25 protein-coding genes are annotated in these 20,071 nt (G+C 65.0%); 10 read left to right on the forward strand and 15 right to left on the reverse strand.

Features of this window, described 5'->3' with window-relative positions:
- Positions 1 to 198 precede the first annotated feature (198 nt).
- The gene (locus ASE28_RS32640; protein WP_164470730.1) at positions 199 to 345 is read right to left on the reverse strand and encodes a hypothetical protein; all 147 of its coding nucleotides are present in this window, start codon (positions 343 to 345) and stop codon (positions 199 to 201) included.
- Between the two features lie 554 nt (positions 346 to 899).
- Complete coding sequence (locus ASE28_RS27155; RefSeq protein WP_057269263.1) at positions 900 to 2,129, reverse strand: MFS transporter; 1,230 nt, start codon at positions 2,127 to 2,129, stop codon at positions 900 to 902.
- Between the two features lie 86 nt (positions 2,130 to 2,215).
- Here ASE28_RS27155 and ASE28_RS27160 point away from each other — a divergent pair, with 86 nt between their 5' ends.
- Positions 2,216 to 2,845 carry a TetR/AcrR family transcriptional regulator gene (locus tag ASE28_RS27160; protein WP_057269339.1) on the forward strand — a complete coding sequence of 210 codons (630 nt, stop codon included), beginning with the start codon at positions 2,216 to 2,218 and terminating at the stop codon, positions 2,843 to 2,845.
- Positions 2,846 to 3,145: 300 nt separating this feature from the next.
- Here ASE28_RS27160 and ASE28_RS27165 read toward each other — a convergent pair whose 3' ends face one another.
- Together ASE28_RS27165 and ASE28_RS27170 are read right to left on the reverse strand one after the other, a co-directional pair.
- Positions 3,146 to 4,321, reverse strand: coding sequence for a mechanosensitive ion channel family protein (locus ASE28_RS27165; RefSeq protein WP_082608274.1), 1,176 nt, complete (start codon positions 4,319 to 4,321; stop codon positions 3,146 to 3,148).
- A 119-nt stretch (positions 4,322 to 4,440) separates the two neighbouring features.
- On the reverse strand, positions 4,441 to 4,890 hold the full coding sequence (locus tag ASE28_RS27170) for a thermonuclease family protein (protein WP_057269341.1): 450 nt from the start codon (positions 4,888 to 4,890) through the stop codon (positions 4,441 to 4,443).
- 316 nt (positions 4,891 to 5,206) lie between these two features.
- Between ASE28_RS27170 and ASE28_RS27175 the strand changes: the two genes are divergently transcribed.
- Positions 5,207 to 5,908, forward strand: a complete 702-nt coding sequence (locus ASE28_RS27175) for a DUF6796 family protein (RefSeq protein WP_157422143.1) — start codon at positions 5,207 to 5,209, stop codon at positions 5,906 to 5,908.
- Between the two features lie 229 nt (positions 5,909 to 6,137).
- Positions 6,138 to 6,626 carry a tetratricopeptide repeat protein gene (locus tag ASE28_RS27180; protein ID WP_057269265.1) on the forward strand — a complete coding sequence of 163 codons (489 nt, stop codon included), beginning with the start codon at positions 6,138 to 6,140 and terminating at the stop codon, positions 6,624 to 6,626.
- 9 nt (positions 6,627 to 6,635) lie between these two features.
- Here ASE28_RS27180 and ASE28_RS27185 read toward each other — a convergent pair whose 3' ends face one another.
- Together ASE28_RS27185 and ASE28_RS27190 are read right to left on the reverse strand one after the other, a co-directional pair.
- Positions 6,636 to 7,445 (reverse strand): exodeoxyribonuclease III, encoded by an 810-nt coding sequence (locus ASE28_RS27185; RefSeq protein WP_057269266.1) that lies wholly within the window; start codon positions 7,443 to 7,445, stop codon positions 6,636 to 6,638.
- Positions 7,446 to 7,499: 54 nt separating this feature from the next.
- A complete protein-coding gene (locus ASE28_RS27190) occupies positions 7,500 to 8,459 on the reverse strand; it encodes a Ku protein (RefSeq protein ID WP_057269267.1) in 960 nt (319 codons plus the stop codon).
- A gap of 139 nt (positions 8,460 to 8,598) precedes the next feature.
- Between ASE28_RS27190 and ASE28_RS27195 the strand changes: the two genes are divergently transcribed.
- Together ASE28_RS27195 and ASE28_RS32350 are read left to right on the forward strand one after the other, a co-directional pair.
- On the forward strand, positions 8,599 to 8,937 hold the full coding sequence (locus ASE28_RS27195) for a hypothetical protein (RefSeq protein WP_057269268.1): 339 nt from the start codon (positions 8,599 to 8,601) through the stop codon (positions 8,935 to 8,937).
- Positions 8,938 to 9,108: 171 nt separating this feature from the next.
- Positions 9,109 to 9,498, forward strand: coding sequence for a hypothetical protein (locus tag ASE28_RS32350; protein WP_157422144.1), 390 nt, complete (start codon positions 9,109 to 9,111; stop codon positions 9,496 to 9,498).
- Between the two features lie 146 nt (positions 9,499 to 9,644).
- Here ASE28_RS32350 and ASE28_RS27205 read toward each other — a convergent pair whose 3' ends face one another.
- Positions 9,645 to 10,088: a VOC family protein gene (locus ASE28_RS27205; RefSeq protein WP_057269342.1), complete on the reverse strand. Its 444-nt coding sequence runs from the start codon at positions 10,086 to 10,088 to the stop codon at positions 9,645 to 9,647.
- 530 nt (positions 10,089 to 10,618) lie between these two features.
- Between ASE28_RS27205 and ASE28_RS32355 the strand changes: the two genes are divergently transcribed.
- Both ASE28_RS32355 and ASE28_RS33645 read left to right on the forward strand, forming a co-directional pair.
- A complete protein-coding gene (locus ASE28_RS32355; protein ID WP_157422145.1) occupies positions 10,619 to 11,047 on the forward strand; it encodes a hypothetical protein in 429 nt (142 codons plus the stop codon).
- A gap of 528 nt (positions 11,048 to 11,575) precedes the next feature.
- Positions 11,576 to 11,785 (forward strand): DUF1010 domain-containing protein, encoded by a 210-nt coding sequence (locus tag ASE28_RS33645; RefSeq protein WP_162262282.1) that lies wholly within the window; start codon positions 11,576 to 11,578, stop codon positions 11,783 to 11,785.
- Positions 11,786 to 11,871: 86 nt separating this feature from the next.
- Here the strand turns inward: ASE28_RS33645 and ASE28_RS32365 are convergent, their stop codons facing one another.
- The 6 genes from ASE28_RS32365 to ASE28_RS27225 all read right to left on the reverse strand — a co-directional run bounded on the left by ASE28_RS32365 (position 11,872) and on the right by ASE28_RS27225 (position 15,387).
- The gene (locus ASE28_RS32365) at positions 11,872 to 12,264 is read right to left on the reverse strand and encodes a hypothetical protein (RefSeq protein ID WP_157422146.1); all 393 of its coding nucleotides are present in this window, start codon (positions 12,262 to 12,264) and stop codon (positions 11,872 to 11,874) included.
- Between the two features lie 427 nt (positions 12,265 to 12,691).
- Positions 12,692 to 13,168, reverse strand: a complete 477-nt coding sequence (locus tag ASE28_RS32370; protein WP_157422147.1) for a hypothetical protein — start codon at positions 13,166 to 13,168, stop codon at positions 12,692 to 12,694.
- 110 nt (positions 13,169 to 13,278) lie between these two features.
- Positions 13,279 to 13,725, reverse strand: coding sequence for a hypothetical protein (locus ASE28_RS27210; protein WP_157422148.1), 447 nt, complete (start codon positions 13,723 to 13,725; stop codon positions 13,279 to 13,281).
- A gap of 119 nt (positions 13,726 to 13,844) precedes the next feature.
- Positions 13,845 to 14,657 (reverse strand): AraC family transcriptional regulator, encoded by an 813-nt coding sequence (locus ASE28_RS27215; RefSeq protein WP_057269271.1) that lies wholly within the window; start codon positions 14,655 to 14,657, stop codon positions 13,845 to 13,847.
- 54 nt (positions 14,658 to 14,711) lie between these two features.
- The gene (locus tag ASE28_RS27220) at positions 14,712 to 15,080 is read right to left on the reverse strand and encodes a hypothetical protein (protein WP_057200856.1); all 369 of its coding nucleotides are present in this window, start codon (positions 15,078 to 15,080) and stop codon (positions 14,712 to 14,714) included.
- A gap of 25 nt (positions 15,081 to 15,105) precedes the next feature.
- Complete coding sequence (locus ASE28_RS27225; protein ID WP_057200855.1) at positions 15,106 to 15,387, reverse strand: hypothetical protein; 282 nt, start codon at positions 15,385 to 15,387, stop codon at positions 15,106 to 15,108.
- A gap of 236 nt (positions 15,388 to 15,623) precedes the next feature.
- Between ASE28_RS27225 and ASE28_RS27230 the strand changes: the two genes are divergently transcribed.
- The 3 genes from ASE28_RS27230 to ASE28_RS27240 all read left to right on the forward strand — a co-directional run bounded on the left by ASE28_RS27230 (position 15,624) and on the right by ASE28_RS27240 (position 17,683).
- Entirely contained in the window at positions 15,624 to 15,959 is a 336-nt protein-coding gene (locus ASE28_RS27230; RefSeq protein WP_057269272.1) for a DUF1330 domain-containing protein, read from the forward strand.
- Between the two features lie 100 nt (positions 15,960 to 16,059).
- Positions 16,060 to 17,400: a type II toxin-antitoxin system HipA family toxin gene (locus ASE28_RS27235; protein WP_057269273.1), complete on the forward strand. Its 1,341-nt coding sequence runs from the start codon at positions 16,060 to 16,062 to the stop codon at positions 17,398 to 17,400.
- A complete protein-coding gene (locus ASE28_RS27240) occupies positions 17,393 to 17,683 on the forward strand; it encodes a helix-turn-helix domain-containing protein (RefSeq protein WP_057269274.1) in 291 nt (96 codons plus the stop codon). Before ASE28_RS27235 ends, ASE28_RS27240 begins: the two co-directional genes overlap by 8 nt.
- Positions 17,684 to 17,749: 66 nt before the next feature.
- On the opposite strand, the gene mnmH is transcribed toward ASE28_RS27240, so the two are convergent.
- On the reverse strand, positions 17,750 to 18,829 hold the full coding sequence (gene mnmH, locus ASE28_RS27245; RefSeq protein ID WP_057269275.1) for a tRNA 2-selenouridine(34) synthase MnmH: 1,080 nt from the start codon (positions 18,827 to 18,829) through the stop codon (positions 17,750 to 17,752).
- The gene (gene selD / locus ASE28_RS27250; protein WP_057269276.1) at positions 18,826 to 19,911 is read right to left on the reverse strand and encodes a selenide, water dikinase SelD; all 1,086 of its coding nucleotides are present in this window, start codon (positions 19,909 to 19,911) and stop codon (positions 18,826 to 18,828) included. The genes mnmH and selD overlap by 4 nt, the downstream gene beginning before the upstream one ends.
- Between the last annotated feature and the right edge of the window lie 160 nt (positions 19,912 to 20,071).

Below are 20,071 nucleotides of genomic sequence, written 5' to 3' on the forward strand. Positions count from 1 at the left end.
TGCCCGACAGGGCGAACGGGGGACGCAGACTGGGGGTCGCCTTCACTTTGGTAACTTTCTCTTGGCGACGCAAGAGAAAGTTACTGCGCCGCCGGGCGCACACCCCGGCCTCCGCCNGCAAAAGCAAGCATCAACCATCAACACCGACACGTAGAACGCGCCATCAAACCGGCTGGGTCAAAGACCCAGCTCGCACCCTCACCCCAATGGCTTCCACTGCGGCGCATCCGGCTCCGGATACAGCAGCACCTCGCGCGCAGGACGCTGCATCGCCTCCCACTGGCGGCGGCGCTTGACATCGCGGGGGCGGATTTTTTCGGGCTGGGTTCTGTGGGTACGGGACATGGTGACTACCTCCTCTAGGGGTGGTGTGGTAGCTCCATTGGCGCGCAGACCGTGCCCCTTGGATGTCAGACGGCTTCGACGCCGGGCATCGGCCACTGCCGAAGCGACGTGCAGGGCCAGACCGACTGCCATCCAAAAAAAACAGCCCGCGGTGGCGGGCTGTGAACTTGCTGTTCAGCAAGGGAGGGGTGGGTGTCGATGCGGTATCGACAGGAGCAATACTAAAGATCCAACCGGGCTGTTTTTGTAGGACGGAGCCCTGTTGCAGCGTATGCAAAAGAGAAGGGCGTCAAACCACCAATGGGGTGATCCCCTGCGTGTGGGAGCGCTCTGCCTGTAGGAATTGTCCGACCCGCCGAGTTTGCAAAAGACTGCATGCATTGTTGCAGTGCGTTCTAAGCTGATGCCTTCTTCACGGAGGACCACATGCCTATCTTGGGAATCGTCTTTGGAATCCAGGCCATTGCCATCGTCGCAGCGCTGTCGCTGAGCCTGGCCATCTACTCCTGATCTGCGTTGGGGTTGGGCGATAGGCGATGGGCGATGGGCCCCGCTCAGGGCGCCGTCCGCCGCAGCATCAGCCCCAGCGCCACCAGGCCCAGTGCCAGCACCGACAGGCCAAAGCCCAGGGCCGTGGCATGCAGCCCGAAGGTGCCCGCAGCCAGCCCGGCCACGATGGCCGGCACGCTGAATGCGAAGTAGCTGAGCACGAAAAAGCCCGACATCAGCCCCCCGCGCTCTGCCGGCGTGGCGGTGCCTACCAGGCTGCGCAGCGAGCCGTTGAAGCCCGAGCCAAAACCCACGCCCGCCACCACCGTGCCCCCGAAGAAGGCCACGTTGGAATGCAGGGCCACGCCCGCCAGCGTGATCACCAGGCCCAGCACCAGCGCACTGGTGCCCAGCAGCAGCACCTGGCGCGGCGGCTGCGTGCGCACGAAGGCGATGGCCACGGCACTTGTCAGCACCAGGGCGCAGATGAGGGCGCCGCCCACCACCGGCGCGTGGCTGCCCGTGATCACCCGCGCCAGCGTGGGCCCGAGCGAGAGGTAGAAACCGCCCAGTGCCCACAGCGCCGTGTTCAGCGGCAGGATGCGCACCAGCGTGCTGCGCGAGCTGGCCGGTATGGCGATGCGCGGGCGCAGCGAGCGCCAGGCGCCTGGGCGGCGCACCACCGTTTCTGGCAAGAAGACGGCGGCCAGCGTCTGCAGCACGAACAGCGCGAGCAGCAGCTCGAACACCAGCGCTGTGTGCGTGGGTGCAAACTGCACCAGCGCACTGGTGCCCAGCGCCCCGACGGCCATGCCCAGCATGGGCGCCACGCTGTTGACCAGGGCGCCGCGCTCGGTGTGCAGGTCGATCAGCGCTGCGCTGAGCACGCTGGTGGCGATGCCCGTGGCCAGGCCCTGCACGATGCGCGCGGCAAACAGCCAGGCCACCGAATCGGCCTGCCAGAAGAGCACGGTGGAGGCGATCTCCAATACCAGCGCCAGCAGCACCACCTCGCGCCGGCCCCGGTGGTCCGAGAAGGTGCCGAACACCAGCGCTGCGCCCAGCAGCGCAAACGCATAGCTGGCAAAGACCAGCGTCAGCGTCAGCGCCGAGAAGCCCCAGCTGTCGCGGTACAGCGCATACAGCGGCGACGGTGCGCTCGACGCTGCCAGGAACCCCACCAGGATGGAGGCCAGCAGCCACAGGGCCCTGGCGTGGCTGAGCCGCCGTGTGGGCGCGGAGGGCGGGGCGATGGCTGCTGCGGTGGCAGCAGCGGCGCTGAGGTTCGTGGCCATGGAAACTCCAGTACGAGACAAAAGCAAAGAATTTGCTTTTGCGTATTAAACCACTAAAGCAATGTTTTTGCTTTAGCATGGTGGCCATGAACCCCAGACCAGCCCCCCGCCCCGGGGGACGCAGCGCCCGCGTGCAGGCCGCCGTGCACCGCGCCACCCACGAGCTCACCGAGCAGATCGGCCGCGCGCAGCTCACCGTGCCGCTGATCGCCGCGCATGCGGGCGTCACGCCGTCCACCATCTACCGCCGCTGGGGCGACCTGGCCGAGCTGCTGGCCGACGTGGCGCTGGACCGGTTTCGCGCCGACACCGAGCCTGCGGACACCGGCAGCGTGGAGGGTGACCTGCAGGCCTGGGCCGAGCAGTTCTTTGAAGAAATGGGCTCCGAGGTGGGGCAGGCCATGCTGCGCGATGTGCTGGCGGGGCGCAGCCAGGGCGAGATGCCCGTGCCCTGCCAATGCGCGGCCTACACGGCCAGCCAGATCGAGATCGTGCTGGCGCGCGGCACCGCGCGCGGCGAGGCCGTGCCGGCAGTGGACGCCATCATGGACGGCGTGGTCGCGCCCATCATCTACCGCACCCTGTTTGGGCCCAACCGGGCCAGCCATGCGCTGGTGCGTGGGCTGGTGGGCGGTTGCATGCAAGGGGCAAGCCGGTCGAACGGTGCGGCCCTGGCACTCGCGGGTGCCGCAGGGCCGGCCTCTTTCATGGACTGAGGGCGGCAGGCAAGGCAACGGCGAGTGTGGCCCTGCTTGGCCCTCACCCTTCGGGTTGCGATGGCAGCAGGCTGCATCGCAGCGTTGCGGCCTTTGGCAAGGCGGCCAGCGTTGGTGGCAGCCCGCTGCAACACCGGGGCACAGGCGAGTTCTCGGTTTCAGTGGACCAGCAGCTTGCCGGATCTGGAAATCGTCGGCTGCAAATCGGCTGCAGCGGTCCATTTTTCACCGCCTTTTTTCCCTACAGCCTGACTATGGGGCTGCCTCTCCGGAAAAAACTGTTTCCGCTGAGGTCGATTCTCACTGCGACGCTCCAAATCCGACCCGCTCCTGTGCCTGGACGGGCATGTCCGCCTGCGCGGCTCGCTGTTCCCGGGGCGGCTGGGGCCCGTTGCCGGCCGCTGGGGCCACCACGTGCACGGTGCGCGTGGGAAAAGCGAAATCGATGCCCTGCGCCGCCAGCTCGCGCATGAGCGCCAGATTGATGCGCTGCTGCTCATCCATGTAGATGCCGTAGGCCGGGTCGAGCACGATGTAGACCACCTCGTAGTCCAGCGAGCTGTCGCCGAATTTCTTGAAATGCGCGCGGTCGAAGCGCAGCTTGTCGCTGGCCTCGATGATGCCCTTGACCAGTGCGGGAATGGCCTCGGCCTGCCCGGCCGTGGTGTCGTAGGTCACGCCGAAGCCGAACACGATGCGCCGCTCCCGCAGCCGCTTGAAGTTGCTGACGGTCTGCTTGAGCATCTCGGTGTTGGACATCACGACCTGCTCGCCACTCAGGCTGCGGATGCGCGTGGTTTTGACGCCCACCATCTCCACCGTGCCCGAGACGCCGCCCAGGGAGATGAAATCGCCTACCTCGAAGGGCTTGTCGGTGGCGATGGCGATGGACGCGAACAGGTCGCCCAGAATGTTCTGTGCCGCCAGCGCAATCGCAATGCCGCCCACGCCCAGGCTGGCGACGAAGGCCGTGATGTTGACCCCTACGTTCGACAGCATTGCCAGCAGCGCCACGGCCCACAACAGCGTGCGCAGACCCCATGAGACCAGCGTGGTGGCCGCGCTCTGCGGCCCCTGGCCAGTGGTGGCATGGCGCTCGGCAAAGCGGCGCAGGCCGATGGTCACCGCACGGTTGGCCCACAGCGCCAGCTGCAGGGCCAGCGCCACGAACCACAGCTGGCCCACGCGCGAAGCCCAGCGGTCCGGCAGGTCGAGCATGCCCACGCCGATCAGCAGCGCGGCCAGGGCCATCAGCCACTGGCTGGTGCCGCTGAGCACTTCGATGAAAAAGTCGTCAGCGCGGTTGGTCGTGCGGCCTGCGATCTTGGCAAGCCTCTTGAGGGCGATGCGTACCGTGGTGGCCATCGCCAGATAGACCAGCATTGCAACCAGGCAAGCGATGGCGATGCTGCTGACGGACAGGCCTGCGATGGTGGTGTGCTGGAGCCAGGGGAGGAGGGAGAAATCACTGTTCATTCCCCAAACCGTAACAGCTAAGCATTCCTGGCCGCCAGATGCCGCACCCTGCGGGTGGGGCTTTTCGTGCCGAGGCCGCTGCAGGGTGCTGCGCAGTCCGGCTGCTGCGCAGCAGGGGGTCAGGGCCTTTTCTTGCGTGTTTCGCGCCAGTCCCACGGCGGCAGCGGGCTGGTCTGCGCCCACAGGCCGCGCCCGGCCGCCTGGGCGCGCAGCTGCACATCGGCCAGCGCCTCATAGCCCAGGCCCACCTTGGGGTCGTACCAGGCCATGCCGGCGCGCAGCTGCTCGGTGGCGGCGTCCTTGCCCTGGCATTCCACGTCGGCCACGGTGCGGCCAAAAACGTCGACGGTGATGTTGCTGAGCTTGACCTTCTGCGGTATCAGGCACAGGTTGACCAGGCTCTTGTGCGACAGCTCGCCAAAGGGCTGGCGCATCTCGGGCGCATCGATGGCGCGCACGGCGACAAAGGTCTCTTCATTGCGGGTCACATCGGCGCAGCGGGCGCGGAAAGAGTCGCCATCGTGGATGGCAACGACCAGGCAAAGCAGGGTGGCGGTGGTCAAGGGCATGGTGTGGCCGGGCGGTGCGGGGTGACTAGGTGGGGGCGGCAGCAGTGCCGGCGGGCGCGTGTGCAGGCGCATGCCCGCGCGTGCAACCGGCCTCTCGCGCCGTGGCATGCGGGCGGTGCTTGTCGATGCGTTCTGCCATCCCTCTCACCCCGATTGTGTGTTGGTGGAATTTTTGTGGCGCTATTTTGCTATGACCGGGCCGGCCTGCAGCAGCTTGGCGCGCAGTTTTGGGGGAGTTCACCCAAATGCCAGGCGACTTTTCACGGCGTCGCCGGCATGATGCGCACCTCGATCACCTCAGCAAGGCGGGCACTGCATGGCGAACGGACACCCGGGCGACACGACACCACCACGCACCCGGCCGGCTACCGGCCTGGGCATTCTGGGGGCCTTGCTGCTGTTTGCCGGCGACATGCTGCTACTGGGCCATTGGGGGGCTGCCGCTGATTTCCGCGCCGGGATGTTGGAGCTGATCCGCTCGGCGCCGGTGGAACGCATCTGGGCCGGCGGCCTGCTCGGGCCCGTGGCGGGGGCCTTGCTGGTGGCGGGCTTCTGGCAGGTCTGCCAGGGGGTGAAGGTGCCGGCAGGGTGGGCGGCGCGCGCCATGTTCGGCCTGTTCCTGCTGTTTGCGGTGGGACTGGCGGCCATCCATTCCGTGTGGGCGGTGTTCGAGCTGCTCATCCGTTCGTGCGTGGATGGCGCGGCCGGTGGGGCTCCCGCGGCATGCCAGGCGCAGGCCGACGCCGTGCAGGCCTACATGCGGGTGTCGCTGCTGGCCCTGGCCGTGCCGGGCGCCATCGCCTCGGTGATCCTGGCCGTGCAGGTGTTGCGCGGGCGTACGCACCTGCCGCGCTGGACGGTGGTGGCCAACCCGCTGCTGCTGGTGGCGGTGCTGTTGCCCGCATTTGCCGCCGCGCCCGCGCCCATCGGGGCGGTGCTGCTGGGCGGGTCGGCGAGCATTCTTCTGCTGTTGTTCTTTGCGGTGGCCCAGGGCAGCACCTGGGGCCGCGTGCAGTGAACCAGCACGCGCAGACCTCACTTTGAGCGTTTTCTTCAGCGCGCGGGCCGTAGCCGGTGCCCCTCCCTGGCTGGGGGTGTCATGGGAGTCAGGCATGATGGATTGCCGTTCCGGGCAAGATGGGCATTCCCCGGGTCGGCTCGGCCAGGCGACCCCCGCAAGCATTGCCGTGGCGGCAGCGCCTACACCGGCACGACGCCATTCACCTCTGACCTGGAAGGTAACGCACATGTCTGACCCCGTGAACGACAACGACGACCACAACCCCTACGAAGATGCCATGGCTGCCTACGACCGGGGGCACCTGAACAAGGCGTTCAAGCTGTTCCTGGCGGGGGCGGAATCGGGCGACGTGGATTCGATGGCCATGGTCGCGGTGATGTATGGCGCGGGCGAAGGCGTGCGGATTGACCTGCACCAGTCCATCGAATGGGACCAGATGGCCATTGCGGCGGGCAGTGAGCTGGCGTTTTTGAACATTGCCATCACCTACCGCTGCGTGGGCGACTTGGTGAATGCCAGGCACTACTTCGAACGCGCTCTGGAGTCCGGGGACGGAGAGGCCGCGCTGCAGCTGGCCAAGCTCTACATGGTCAGCGACAAGGAAAGCGAGACGGTGCGCAAGTACTTGAACATCGCCATCGACAGCACGAACGCCTTCGACGACACCAGGCAGGAAGCCCGGGACCTGCTGGCGCGGGGCGTGCAGCGCGACTGACGGTCTGGTTCAGCCGCCGGTTTTCCTCTTTGTGCTCGCCCGCTTGCGGGCCTGCGCCAGTTCGGCCCACACCGGCGCATGGTCGCTGGTGCTTTCGTGGGCCCGCTCCTGGCGGTCCACACCGGCGCCCACCACCTTCAGTTGCTGGCCGACCAGGATGTGGTCGATGCGCAGCCCTGCATCGCGCTCCCAGCGCCGGCGCCGGTAGTCCCAGAACGTAAACAACGGGCGCTCCTTTGGGTGCGCCTGGGCCAGGGCGTCGGTCCAGCCCTGGGCCAGCAGCTGTGCAAAGGCTTGCCGGGGCTCGGGTTGCAGCAGGGCGTTGTCGCGCCAGGTGTCGGGCTTGTAGATATCGGCGTCGGTGGGCGCCACGTTCCAGTCGCCCAGCAGCACCACCGGGTGGCCCGTGGCCCACAGCTGTGCGGCGCGCTGCTGCAGGCGCGCGAACCAGCGCATTTTGTACTCAAACTTGGGGCCGGGCCTGGGGTTGCCGTTGGGCAGGTACAGGCAGGCGAACAGCACGCCGCCGATGGCGGCCTCGAGGTAGCGGGCTTCTTTGTCTGCCGGGTCGCCAGGCAGCGTGGTGGCCACCGGCAAGGGCGCGGCGCCGCGTGCCAGCAGGGCCACGCCGTTCCAGGTGCGCTGGCCCACTGCTACCGCGCCGTAGCCTGCGGCCTGCAGCGCATCGGCAGGGAACTGGGCCGTGGTGCACTTGAGCTCCTGCAGCGCCACCACGTCGGGCTGGGTGCGTTGCAGCCAGTCCACCAGCTGGGGCAGCCGCTTGTGGATGTTGTTGACGTTCCAGGTGGCGACCCGCATGGCATCACGGTGCTGGCATGGCACAGGTTGCCGTGGTCACAGGGCCTCTTCTTTTCACGCGGCCTTGCGGTGTGGAGTGGTCGTGCCGGTCTTCCTGGCTGGCGCGGCTTTGGCGGTGGTCTTTTTGGCGGGGGCCTTGGTCTTGGGTGCCGACTTCGCATCTGCGCGGCCCTTGTGGCCCAGGCTGCGCTTGAGCAGGGCGGTCAGGTCGATCACATCGCCGCTAGCCTGCGGTGCTTCCTCTTCGGGTTCGAGCACGGTCTTGGCCTTGCCTGCCTTGGCTTTTTTCTCCACCAGCTTCATCACCTGCCGGCGAAACTCGTCTTTGAAGTCGCCGGGGTTCCAGGGGCCCGACATTTCCTGGACCAGCTGCGTGGCCATCTTGAGCTCGGCCGCGCTCACGCTCTTCTTGCCAGCAGGCGGCAGCTTGAGCGAGTCGAGCGTCTTGACCTCGTCGCCCCAGCGCAGCAGGTTGAGCACCAGGGCCGGGCCCGAGGGCACCAGCGCCGCCAGGTGCTGCTTGGTGGCGATGACGACGCGCGCCAGCCCGATCTTGCCGGTGGCGATGAGGGTTTCGCGCAGCAGTGCGTAGACCTTGTCGCTCTTGTCTGTCGGGGCGACGAAGTAGGGCCGCTCCAGGAAGATGAAGGGCATCTCGGCGGCATCGATGAAGCGCTCGATGGCGATGGTCTGCGTGGTCTTGGGGAAGACTGCCTCGATCTCCTCGGGGCTGATGACCACGTACTTGCCTTCGCCATACGCCACGCCCTTGACGATGTGGTCGCGGTCGATCTCCTTGCCCGTGCGCTTGTTCACGCGCTTGTAGCCCACGGGGTCCATGGTGCGCTTGTCCAGCCAGTCGAAATCGACTCCCTCAGCGGTGGCTGCCGTGTGCAGGCCCACGGGGATGTGCACCAGGCCGAAAGTGATGGCGCCCTTCCACAGGGTACGGCTGCCGCCTGAAGACGCGGGTGCTGTTGCGGCTGCTGCCTTTGATGCTGTTGCTTTGGCCATGATGGCTACTCCAAACGGGAACCCCGGGTGGCAGAAGTCTGGCGCGCTGCGCTGGTGCGAGCTGTAGGCGGGCGCTCACGCAGTGGGTAGGCATTCGGGCAACTGCCGCGTGTGCCGCATTCACCTATGCTGGAGCCCTATGCCCGCCACCACGCTTCGCCCCATCGCAGTGCACGTGCAAGAGGCTGTGCCAAGCCGGTTTCATTGGGTTCTGACCGAGCGCGGCAGCGGCAACGGCTGGGCAGAGATCCAGCGCGCGCCCGCGCCCGCCGCCACTTACCGGCAGGCCATGGCCGACGGGCTGCTGGCACTGCAGGCATTGATCGACGACCTGGACATCGGCCCGCGCAGCGCCGCCGTGCAAGCCCCTGGCCCGCATGGGCTGCCCAGGCGGCATGCTCGCCAGGCTTCATCGGATGCCGCCCCTGCACCCCTGCCCGCCAAGCGCTCGCTGTTCGGATTCGGCCCCGCGAGGTGACATGCGATGGCTCTTTGTAGGCCGCCTGGCGCAGGCCAACATCCGGTGAGAAAAAACCTGGGTCTGCGCAAATGGGACGCGCCAACGGCACGCAGTCCTACTGCTGGGTATTTTTGTGACTACGTAGTATGAGTGACGGCAATTTGACCGTTATTCACCGGAGACAATTCCATGTCGAACCCATCCACACCACGCACCCTCCCGTCCCTGCGCCACCTGGTGGCCGTGCCCTTGATCGCAGTGGCCGCGCTGGGGCTCACCGCCTGCGACACCATGAAATCCAGCGGCTCCAAGTCTTCGTCATCGCAGATGAGCAGCCCGCAGGCGAGTGGCACCAATTCCGGCGCCATGGGTGGCTCGACCACCAATTCCAGCAGCCCCGGCAGCTCGACCGGGATGAGCGGCACGGCGCCCTCTTCGAGCGGTAGCGGCACCGGCAACTCGGGCACCGGCTCTGTCGGCGGCACTGGCAGCTCGGGCGGCACCGGCGGCGCCGGCCCTGGCGCTGCGGGGGCCCCTGGCGCTGCGGGGGCCCCTGGCGGCAGTGGCGGCTCGCGTTGATGGTTTTTTTGACGCCGTGAAATGGGCGCCCCGCCAGGGCCCCAGGAGGCTATTGCCACCTGGGGCTTTTTCATGCCCTATCGAAACCCGTACCTGCGCCCATCCCCGCCGCATGCCTGTGCCGCACCCGGCATGCCCGTGGGGCATCAGCCGCCGTTCATCAACGCGTTGTAGCGGCGCTGCATCTCCTCGGGCGTCACTTTCTCGATCGAATGGCCGACGTTCCAGCGGTGGCCGAAGGGGTCGCGCACCACGCCCGAGCGCTCGCCGTAGAACGCGTCCTGCGCTGGCCGCTCCAGCGTGGCGCCGAGGGCAAGGGCTCGGGCGATCACCGCGTCCGCATCGTCCACGTGGATGTGCAGCGACACGCTGGTGGGCGCGCCGGCCTTGGGGCCATGGATGCCGCACTCGGGGTACTCGTCGCTGACCATCAGCGTGCTGCCGCCGAAGTCGAGCTCGGCATGGCCCAGCCGGCCGGTGGGGGGCTCGGTCAGGCGGAACAGCTCGCGCGCGCCGAAGGCTTCTTCGTAGAAGCGGATCGCAGCTGCGCCGTCGGCGACGTGCAGGTAGGGAAAGAGTTCGTGGACCATGTCGTGCATCTCCTTTGGTTGCAAGTTCAGCACCACTGTAGGCAAGGCGGGCAGGGATGTCTTGAAGGAAATTGACCCTGGGCCGGGTTCTTGGCTGCGTACTTCGGCACCGTGGACACAGAAAGAAGCCGGCACCGTGAGCAAAGGCGCAAATGGCCGGCCGAACCTTGCTGAAGAACATTTGCGGGCGTGGGCTAGACTTTGGGTATCGGCCAGGAGCGGCCGTTCAGACGTTAGAAGGAATCTCGTCAGGAGCAGACACTGATCTGCCCCAATGGACCAAGCCAAATCACGTACATTGATGAACTCTGCTGCAAGAGGTGGAGGTCGGCATCGACGATGCGTATTCATTCTTCGCTACAAAACCCAAGTCATAACTAACAGCACAAACTTCAATACTCATGAAAAAAAATACTTCCTTTCTCGGCCGCGCACTAGCAGTTATTGGATGCTTGGTCGTACTCTCTGGCTGTGCATCGATGTCGACTACCAAGTCTGAGCCCATCGCAAACGGATCCAAAATCTTGATCATGCCTTCACGCGACGTTGTACAAGGGGGTAAAGCCCATGCGCAAGGAGCAGGAAGTGGTAAAAATCTTCAAGTGGCAGTGCTCCGCGAACTCAGTACCCTGTCTACATTCAAGGCGACACCCTTCGAAGCGAATGCAAAACTCAATCACTCTGCGAGCATCGTTAAATCAGACGCCCTGGAAGCGGGCAAGAGCGCTGCGGCCGATTACGTGCTCATTCTGGACCTCGGTGAATTCAGAAACGCTGCGCCAATGACTTTTCGATCTGACTTCGTGACACTCCAAAATGGTTCACTCTTGCGCGTGAGCGATGGCAAGGAAACGTGGGTTTTGAATAGCCCAGTGGTCTTGGAAAAATCCAACATGGGAAATCATTTGGTTTTGATTGACAACCTCGCCAAATTGGTGGCCGAGTCCATTCTTCGGTAGTCGCCCACGGTGCTTTGCGCTGTTCAATTTCAATTTTTTGTCCGACGATGCAAAGCACAGCGCTAGCTGCATATCGCTGGCCATAAGAGCCTGTTCAAAGTCTTTTTGCAGCCGCGTTGGGGCGCAATCGGGATGAGTGGATGCTTCGGATGCGCAGCATGGGCTCATGCCCATGCAAGCAGCCGGGGCGTCCAATCGCCCGATTTCGCCCCAACCCTTCGGGCAAGTGCCTTTTCGGGCGGTCTGCGGCGTTGCGGCGCTTGCCGATAGCACGGGCTATCGGCTGCGCACCGCCTAGCATCCCATCCCGAAAAGGGACTTGCGCGGCTTCAAAAAGACGTTGAACAGGCTCTTAGAAATCCGGGAATGCGAAATGGGTAGTGGTGCGCACGTTTGAAGGGTTCCCGATAGGCTTGTAGAGCAAGACTGTCAGAGGGTTTCGCAAAGCTGGGAGTTGCTTTGAGGCAAAATCGAATCAATCACTGCACACCTTCTTGGCAATTCCCCATTCGGGCCTTTGGCGTCCATGTGGCAGGCGCCAGCTGCTATGGTTTTTGCAGCGTTGCGTCGCTTCGGTGGCGCAGTGCTTTTTCGTGGATGGCGCACGTCTTCAAAACATGGCTGTTCGGCGGCTTGGACAACTGTCGACTTCTCCTGTTGCGGAGGGACTGCGCAGGGCGCATTGCCGACTCTCGCCTCATCCCAGAACCAGTCGTTCAATTCGCGCACGGTGAGTGACCGCTTCCCGGTACCAGCGTCCGGCGGCTATGGGCCCAAAGCTGCCCTTCGCTCTTGCCCAAAGCGGTCTTTCCACAACGCAATTTTCAGTGGCGCGAATCTGCCTTTTGGCTACACATTTCGCTGTGAGTTAAAGGCAATGGACTTACGAATGGAATGCCGAGCCTGCGAAAGCCCCATTCGATAGCAGAGAACGATATCCAGACCAAAAAAAAGTAGCCGAACCCACCTAGCACGGTTGTGACCTGAGCCCCAAACCAGGATGTTGGAGCGAGCTGCCCAACTGCAAAACCACCAAGTAGTGCTGCCAGCATGAGGATGATAAATAACCATCCAGCGGCTGTATACCTTACTGAGCTGGCTACAGCAGCTCTGGATTTCTTTGCACGTATTCTGAACCAGATAAAAAAAGGAAGATAGAGCAGCGCCCCGGCCAACGCAGAAATTCCACAGATAACCAATATCGCTATCAAATCCATAATTTTACCAAGTGAATATTTTCTAATCTGCTAAATTTTTTTGTGCTTCGACATGTCAGCTCATGGCCGAGGCTGTGTGAAAACGCGCATTGGTCCCTCGGTCTGACGATCCCCTCAGAAATCGACCGCTTAGAACGGCCTACAACGCACGATCTCGATGCGAGCAATGGTTGAAGTACCCCCACAAAAGTCAGCCATCGACGTTTTCACACAGCCTCGGCCGATACCAGCCATCGTAGCCGAGACTTGCGCCCAAGCCCGTCGCGTAGAGGCCTCATAAACCAGCTGCAGGGATGATTTTATCTTCACGCCGTTGCTGTCGATGTTCGTGCCAAACTAAGCCATGTTGACCTGAACTGCCGAAAATCACCTCACGCCCACCTGACAACTGACGACTCGACGGACCCTCCATCGTGGGTACACCATCTCAGAATAAATTGAAATCTTTTAGTCGCCCAAACCAGTAGACACCCATAAATTCCTCGGCATCTTTACCAAAGACCTTATCTGCGAAAAATTCTTCTAGATTAAACGCTATGCGCTCAAAATTCGAAGTTTTTGAGTCGAGAGAATAAACGCTTCCATCGCCGCCTTCCATGAAAATGAATCCAGCCGGATCATCTGCAAAGACAATCATATCTTCGGTAACTGCGTAACGTTGAGATTCAATGAGACGCTTCACGCTAGCCACACTCAACCCAGCCCCATAAATTCTAATTATCTCCAAATTCAACCCATCCCATGCAACTAGGATTTGCTTGTGCATTTTCGAGATGGCACGCGGCAGACCATTGTCCAATTCAGCTAGCTGAGTGAAATCAGCGCCATTTTTCGGTATTTCTGAAAGGTCCCGATTCAGAATCCCAGACTGAATTATTTTGTCTATTGTCCTGACAGCTGTCATAATTATGTTTGAGGTGATTTCAGTTCAATGTTTGTGCACTTCACCAATTCTTGCTAACTGATGGGTTTGACGTTACCACGAACGACAGCTTTTGGCCGATAGGAGCCGGACTACTGAAAGATAGCCGCTACAACCGGGGCGATAAGAATGGCGGCAATCACCACTATGACTGCCACAAAACTACGGCTTGGCGTCGCCAATCCAGATTTCTCCTGAAACCCCTGCCAGAGGCGATCCTTATCTTGATTTGGTGTTTTCATGGTGATGCAAAAAATTAATTGCTGGGGTGAGGTGACGAGTGTCCGCTCGGGCCGATAGCGGAAGTCTAGCTGGTTGCGCCAGTGCCCCGTATCACCCAAGAAGGCGATTGGGAGCCTGTCGGATTTGGAAATCGCCGGCTGCAAATCGACCGCAGCGGTCCATTTTTCACCGCCTTTTTGCCCCATAGCCTGGCTATGGGGCTGCAAATCCGGCAAAAACTGTCCTCGCTGTGGCCGATTTTCGCTTTCGACGCTCCAAGTCCGACAGGCTCCTGGACGAGCCGAACAGATGCTCATGGTCAGCGACCTGGGAATGCACACGAGCGCCGATCTCTTCGTCCAATTCCCGCCATTCCCGCCGTTTCCGCTGTCCAGGTCAACTCGCCCCCACTGTCTAGCAGCGACCGAAATACGCATCAGCCCACGCGCACATGGTTGCGCTGTGCCGGTGCGGCGCGCAGCCAGTCTGTGGGCGTGACGCCGGTGAGGTCGCGGAACTCGCGGGTGAAATGCGCCTGGTCGGCAAAGCCCGCGTCGGCCGCGATGCCGGCGGGCTGCAGGCCCGGGGTATCGAGCCCGGCCAGCGCCGCCTGCAGCCGCAGCACGCGCGCATGCTGCTTGGGTGCCAAGCCGGTGGCTTCGCGGAAGTGGGCAATCAGGTGGCGGTGGCTGAGCCCGCTGGCGCGCACGGCCTGCTGCACCTGCGCGCCGCCGTGCAGGCTGGCCAGCGCGGCCGCCACGGCCGGGTGCAGACCGCGCACGCTGTTCCTGAGGCGCGCGAGCAGCCAGCACTCCAGCACGCGCAGGCAGGCCTCTGGCCCGTGCTGCTCCTGCAGCCTGTGCTGCAAGTCGGTGGCGCTGGCGCCGCACACGTCGGCCAGTGGCGTGTGGCGCTCGGCCAGGTCCTGCGCGCTGGTGCCCAGCAGCGCGCCCGCTGCGCCGGGCGCAAGTTGCACGCCCACCGACCAGCCAGGCGCGCCGGCCTCCTTGGCGTAGTGGCCGAACCTGGCGCCGCCGACCACGGCATCGCCGGGAAAGTAGCCCGCAGTGTCCTGGGGGTCACGGAACAGGTGCAGCGGCGGCCCGCCCCAGCGCAGCGCCAGGTGCATGTGGCCCGTGGGCAGTACGTGTTCGCGCACGGGGCAGACCGATGGCGGCGCCGGTGTGAAGCCGGCCCACAGCAGGCGCACGAAGGGGCGCAGCGGCGCAATGGGGGGTCTTGTGATCATCATGCTCATCGCCGCAGGGGAGCAGGGGCTGCGTTGGTTGGTGCGGGCCTGCGCTCAACACACCACCATGTGCTCCACGCCCGCGTCCACCTGGGTCAGTTCTTCCCGCCACCAGCGCGGATCGTTGACGTCGCGCCAGTGAACATCGGGTGAAAGGCTGCGTGTACTGGGGTGGAACACGTCTGCCAGCGACACGAAGATGCTGCCTGGCTGCGGCCAGTCGGGCTGGTCCACCGCCACCAGCCGGTTGCCTCGGCGCAACTCGGCCAGCAGGCAGGTGCGCAATCCGTCGGGCATGGCGCGCAGCATGGCGATGGCCTGGGCGTTGTGCGTGGGCACCGCCACCGAGACTGCGGCATCTTCCAGCGCGGCGATGGCGGGCTCGGTTCCCGGGAGCCGTGCAAGGGTGCGGGATGCTTTCATGGCCGGGGCGGTCTCGGCGCCTCGGTCAGACCTTCAGCTTGCGGGACTGCAGCGCGGCAGCGTAGTCCGCGACGATGCGGGCAATGGCGCCTTTTTCGTTGGCCTCCAGCGCAGTGCGCTCCTGGAACAGCTTGCTGCGGTCGGCGACCAGGCGCTCCATCTTGGCGGTGTCGGGGTTGGGGCGGTTGCTCTCGTGCTGGATGTCCGCCGCCAGGGCAGCGAGCCAGGCGCTCAGGCAGGCGGTGGCGGCCTGGTGGTGGGTGGTGGGGGTGGTCTGTGCTGTTGGCTCTGGCTGGGCGGCAGTCATCGTCATGGCTCCTGGATGGTCTTGTGGGGCGGCGGGGCAGGGGTGTCTCCCCTCTATCGCTTGACTGTAACGCGGGATGGTGCAAAAGCCGGCGGCGCAGATGCGCTGTCGTGCAAAACATGACCTCGGACGTAATCGACGCGCAACACGGCCTTTTCTACAGTGGCTCCTGATTGCCCGGGCATGGTGCCCGCGGCACACGGTTCACCCAACCACCCCGTTGAAGGAGATCCACCATGTCCGCCTATGCCATCGGCCTGCTCGAAGACCTGCAGTTCGGCCCCGACATCGTTACCTACCTGCAGCGCATCGATGCCACGCTGGCGCCGTTTGGCGGGGAGTTTCTAGTGCACGGCACGCGCCCGGAGTTGAAAGAGGGCAAGTTCGACGGCGACTGCGTGGTGATCGCCTTCCCCTCCATGGAGCAGGCGCGCGCCTGGTACGACTCTGATGCTTACGCGCCGCTGATCCCGATGCGCACGCAGCACTCCCGGTCCACGGTGTTCTTGCTGGAGGGGGTGAAGGAGGTGCCGTACCGGGCGGTGGGGTTGCTCCAGAAGTTGGGGGTGTAGGGCTGTTCAGAGTCCGGTGCCAAAAAATTTCAATTTATGGCTATTCCAATAACCATAATCCAGCCTGTGGCCGAGCAATTTGTCTATCATGATAGACCATATGGCCTACCCCCAATTCACCACCGTCGAAATCCACCATGCCGGCCAATGGCATGCCGCTGGCGATCTGCGGGTGGTGGACCACGGGCATGGTGACTTCACCTACCGTGATGACTATGTGTTCGGCCCGCTGCAGTTGCCGGTGTCACTGAAGTTGCCGGTCGGCATTGCGCCTGCGCCGCTGGTGGAGGGACCGCTGGGGCCGCAGCGTGACCTGAGGCTGCCTGCGTTCCTCTACGACATGGTGCCTCAGGGCCGGGGCCGGCGATTTTTGCTGGACACGCTCGGCCTGGCCGATGCGGATGGGCTGGAGGCAGCGCTGCTGCTGCGGGGCGCGTTCAGCCCCATCGGGGCATTGCGCATTGCCTCGGCGGTCACGTTTTACGAGGAAGAGGCCCGCAAGGCCGGCCCGGCGCAGGCGTCCATGGCGCAGGGCTTCGAGCTGGCCGACATGTCTGCCCGGAGCGAGGCGTTTGTGGAGCATCTGGCACTGCACTCCATGCTGGCATCTGGCACCACGGGCGTGCAGGGCGTGGCACCCAAGTTTTTGCTGGCCACGGATGCGCAGGGGCGTTGGTTTGCGGACATGGCCTTGCCCGATTTGCAGGCCCGTGAGCATTGGCTTGCCAAGCTGCCGCGCGGGCGCACGCGGGATGACCTGGCGGTACACCGCAACGAGGCGGCGTACCTGCGCCTGGCGCATGCCTGCGGGATACGCACGAACGAGCCGCCGCAGATGGTCGGCCACATGCTGCTGGTGCGCCGGTTCGACCGCGTGGTGCGGCACGGGCTGCTGCACCGCCTTCACCAGGAGAGCGCGGCCAGCCTGTGCGGCCTGCGCGGTTTTGGGCTGCCGGTGCGCCAGCAGGATCTTGTGGTGGCCATCCGCAGCGTGGTGGACGACCCTGAGCGCGAAACGCTGGAGTTTTTGCGCCGCGACGTGCTCAACCTGGCCATGCGCAACCCCGACAACCATGCGCGCAACACGGCGGTGCAGCGCACGGCCGACGGGCTGGTGCAGTTGACACCGGTGTTCGATTTTTCGCCCATGTTCCTGGACCCGGAGCTGGTGGCGCGAAGCTGCCACTGGCAATCTGCTGCCGGCCAGCGCCTGCCTGATTGGCAGGCGGTGGTCGATGATCTGCCTGTGGACGATGCGGAGCGAGAGCGCATTGCCGCAGCGCTGGTGGCGTTTGCACCTGTGGTGGAGAGGTTGCCGCAACTGGCGATGGATGCGGGGGTGGATGGCGAGGTCATCGAGCAGTGCCGCAAAAGCATCGACCGGCAGGCGCAGCAGCTGTGGGCACTGGCGAGCCGGGGAGAGGCACACCGCCATGGCTGATGCGCGCCTTAAACGTCCTGTCGACCCCGAGACAGCTGCGGCGCGGCGCGAGGAACTGTACCGCATGGTGGCCAGCGGCGAGATCAGCCTGGGCGATGCCGTCGCCCGGATGCGCAAGATCAGCCGGCTCACGCAGGAGGAATTTGCCGCCCACCGCGGCATCAGCGTGCAGGCACTGCGCCAGATCGAACGGGACCAGGGCAACCCGACGGTGGAGACCCTGAACAAGGTGGCTGCGGTGTTCAGCCTGCAGGTGGGGTTTGTGCCGCTGCGCAGGCGGTAGGCGGGTGTGGCGTGCGGCGATCAGTTCACTGCCCCTGCCGCGCCCAGCGCGAGCTGAAGACGTGGCTCAAGCTGCTGAAGCCGCCTGCATATGGGCACTGCTCCCCCATCCCGCAACCACTGTGTGCGCCAGCGCCTCGAAACCGGGCGGCGACAGGTCCGCCGCGTCCACCACCTGGCGCTGCTCCCACGCATGGAAGTACGAGCGGTGCGAGCGCGCGTACGAGGGGTCGTAGTGCCGGGTGGCCAGGGCCTCGAACAGCTGGGGCAGCTGGCGCGCGAGGGCCATGGCCTGCCAGGCGGCGATGGTCTCGTTGCCGTGCAGGGGTTTCAAGGGGGTCAGTTGGTCGGCCAGCCACTGGGGGCGGTCGCCCAGGTAGGCGTAGTCGCGCAGCAGGTATTCCACGCGCGCGGCGGTGCTGGCGCGCAGCTCGATGCAGGGGCTGGCGCGCATGCGCTCGACCAGGGTGAGGGGCACGGTGAGGCGGCCGATGCGGCGGCCTTCGCCTTCGATGTACAGGGGGCGGGCCGGGTCCAGCCGCTCGAGCACGCTGGCGATGGCGGTTTCGAAGGCGGTTTGCGAGGGCTGGGCCACGTCGGGCAGGGCGCCAAGCAGCGAGCCCTTGTGCCGGGCCAGGGCCTCCAGGTCCAGCACCTGATGGCCCTGGGCGGCCAGGGCGTGCAGCAGCCGGGTCTTGGCGGTGCCGGTGGCGCCGCACAGCACCACCAGGGGCAGGGCGGGGGCGCGCTGTTCGATGGTGTCGATGACGTGGCGGCGCCAGGCCTTGTAGCCGCCGGCCAGTTGCTGGGCGTCCCAGCCCACCATGCGCAGCCAGGTGGTCATGGAGCCGCTGCGCAGGCCGCCGCGCCAGCAGTAGACCAGGGGCTTCCAGCCCGGGGGGCGGTCGGCCAGCGGGCCCTGCAGGTGGCGCGCCAGGTTGGCGGCCACCATGGCGCCGCCCACGCGCCGCGCCTCGAAGGCGCCGACCTGCTTGTACAGGGTGCCGACGATGCGCCGCTCTTCGTTGTCGAGCACGGGCAGGTTGATGGCGCCGGGGATGTGGTCGATGGCGTATTCGGCCGGGCTGCGCGCATCGATCAGGGTGTCGAAGGCGTGCCGGTCGTGCACGCGCGTGGGCTCTTTCATGGCGCCACCGTGAGGCCGGCGGGGCTGCCTGTTGCGTCGCCCTCCTGCATGTGCCCCACCACGGCGGCATCGGCAAAGCCCTGATCGCGGAAGGTGCGCAGCACGGCATCGACCGCCTGCGGTGCGCAGCTGACCAGCAGGCCGCCGCTGGTCTGCGGGTCGGTGAGCAGGGCCTGGGCGGTGGCGGGCAGGCCATCGGCCAGCGTGACCTCGGCGCCATAGCCCTCCCAGTTGCGGCGCGATGCGCCGGTGACGATGCCCTGCGCAGCCCAGTCGGCCACGCCATCGAGCAGCGGCAGGCGGTGCCAGTCGAGCACGGCGCGCAGGCCGGCGCCGCGCGCCATCTCCAGCGTGTGTCCGGCGATGCCGAAGCCGGTGACGTCGGTGAGGGCGTGCACGCCGTCGAGCTCGGCCAGCGCGATGCCGGGGGTGTTCAGGCGCGTGGTGGTCTCCACCAGGCGGGCGTAGCCGGCGTCGTCGAGCAGGCCTTTCTTCAGCGCGGCAGAGAGCACGCCCACGCCCAGCGGCTTGCCCAGCACCAGCACGTCGCCGGCGCGCGCATCGCGGTTGCGGCGCACGCGCGAAGGGTGCACCAGGCCCATCACGACCAGGCCGTAGATGGGCTCGACCGAGTCGATGGTGTGGCCACCGGCAATCGGTATGCCCGCCGCGCGGCACACGGCCTGGCCGCCTGCGAGCACGCGGCCGATGACCTCCACCGGCAGCTGGTTGACCGGCATGGCCACGATGGCCAGCGCCATGATGGGGCGCCCGCCCATGGCATACACATCGCTGATGGCATTGGTGGCGGCGATGCGCCCGAAGTCGAACGGGTCGTCGACGATGGGCATGAAGAAGTCGGTGGTGGCGATGAGGGCCTGCTCGTCGTTGAGCTGGTAGACGGCGGCGTCGTCGGCGGTTTCGATGCCTACCAGCAGTTCTTTGGGGAGCAGGGCGGCGAGGCCTGCGCCGCTGCTGTTTCTCAGAATTTCTGACAGGACGCCGGGGGCGATCTTGCAGCCGCAGCCGCCGCCGTGGGAGAACTGGGTGAGGCGGACGGGGGTTTGGGTGGTTGTGGTCATGGAGGTGGGGCGTGCTTGGGGCGGCTGGCTGGATTGTTGGTATTGTGCTTTGTGGTGCTGCTGCGGCTTGTGTCTGTGGTCGCTTCTGTTCTTTTGCTGAGGGCGGAGGCCGGGGTGTGCGCCCGGCGGCGCAGTAACTTTCTCTTGAGTCGCCAAGAGA

The organism is Acidovorax sp. Root219, assembly GCF_001428665.1.
In the GTDB taxonomy this organism is placed as follows: Bacteria; Pseudomonadota; Gammaproteobacteria; order Burkholderiales; family Burkholderiaceae_C; genus Acidovorax.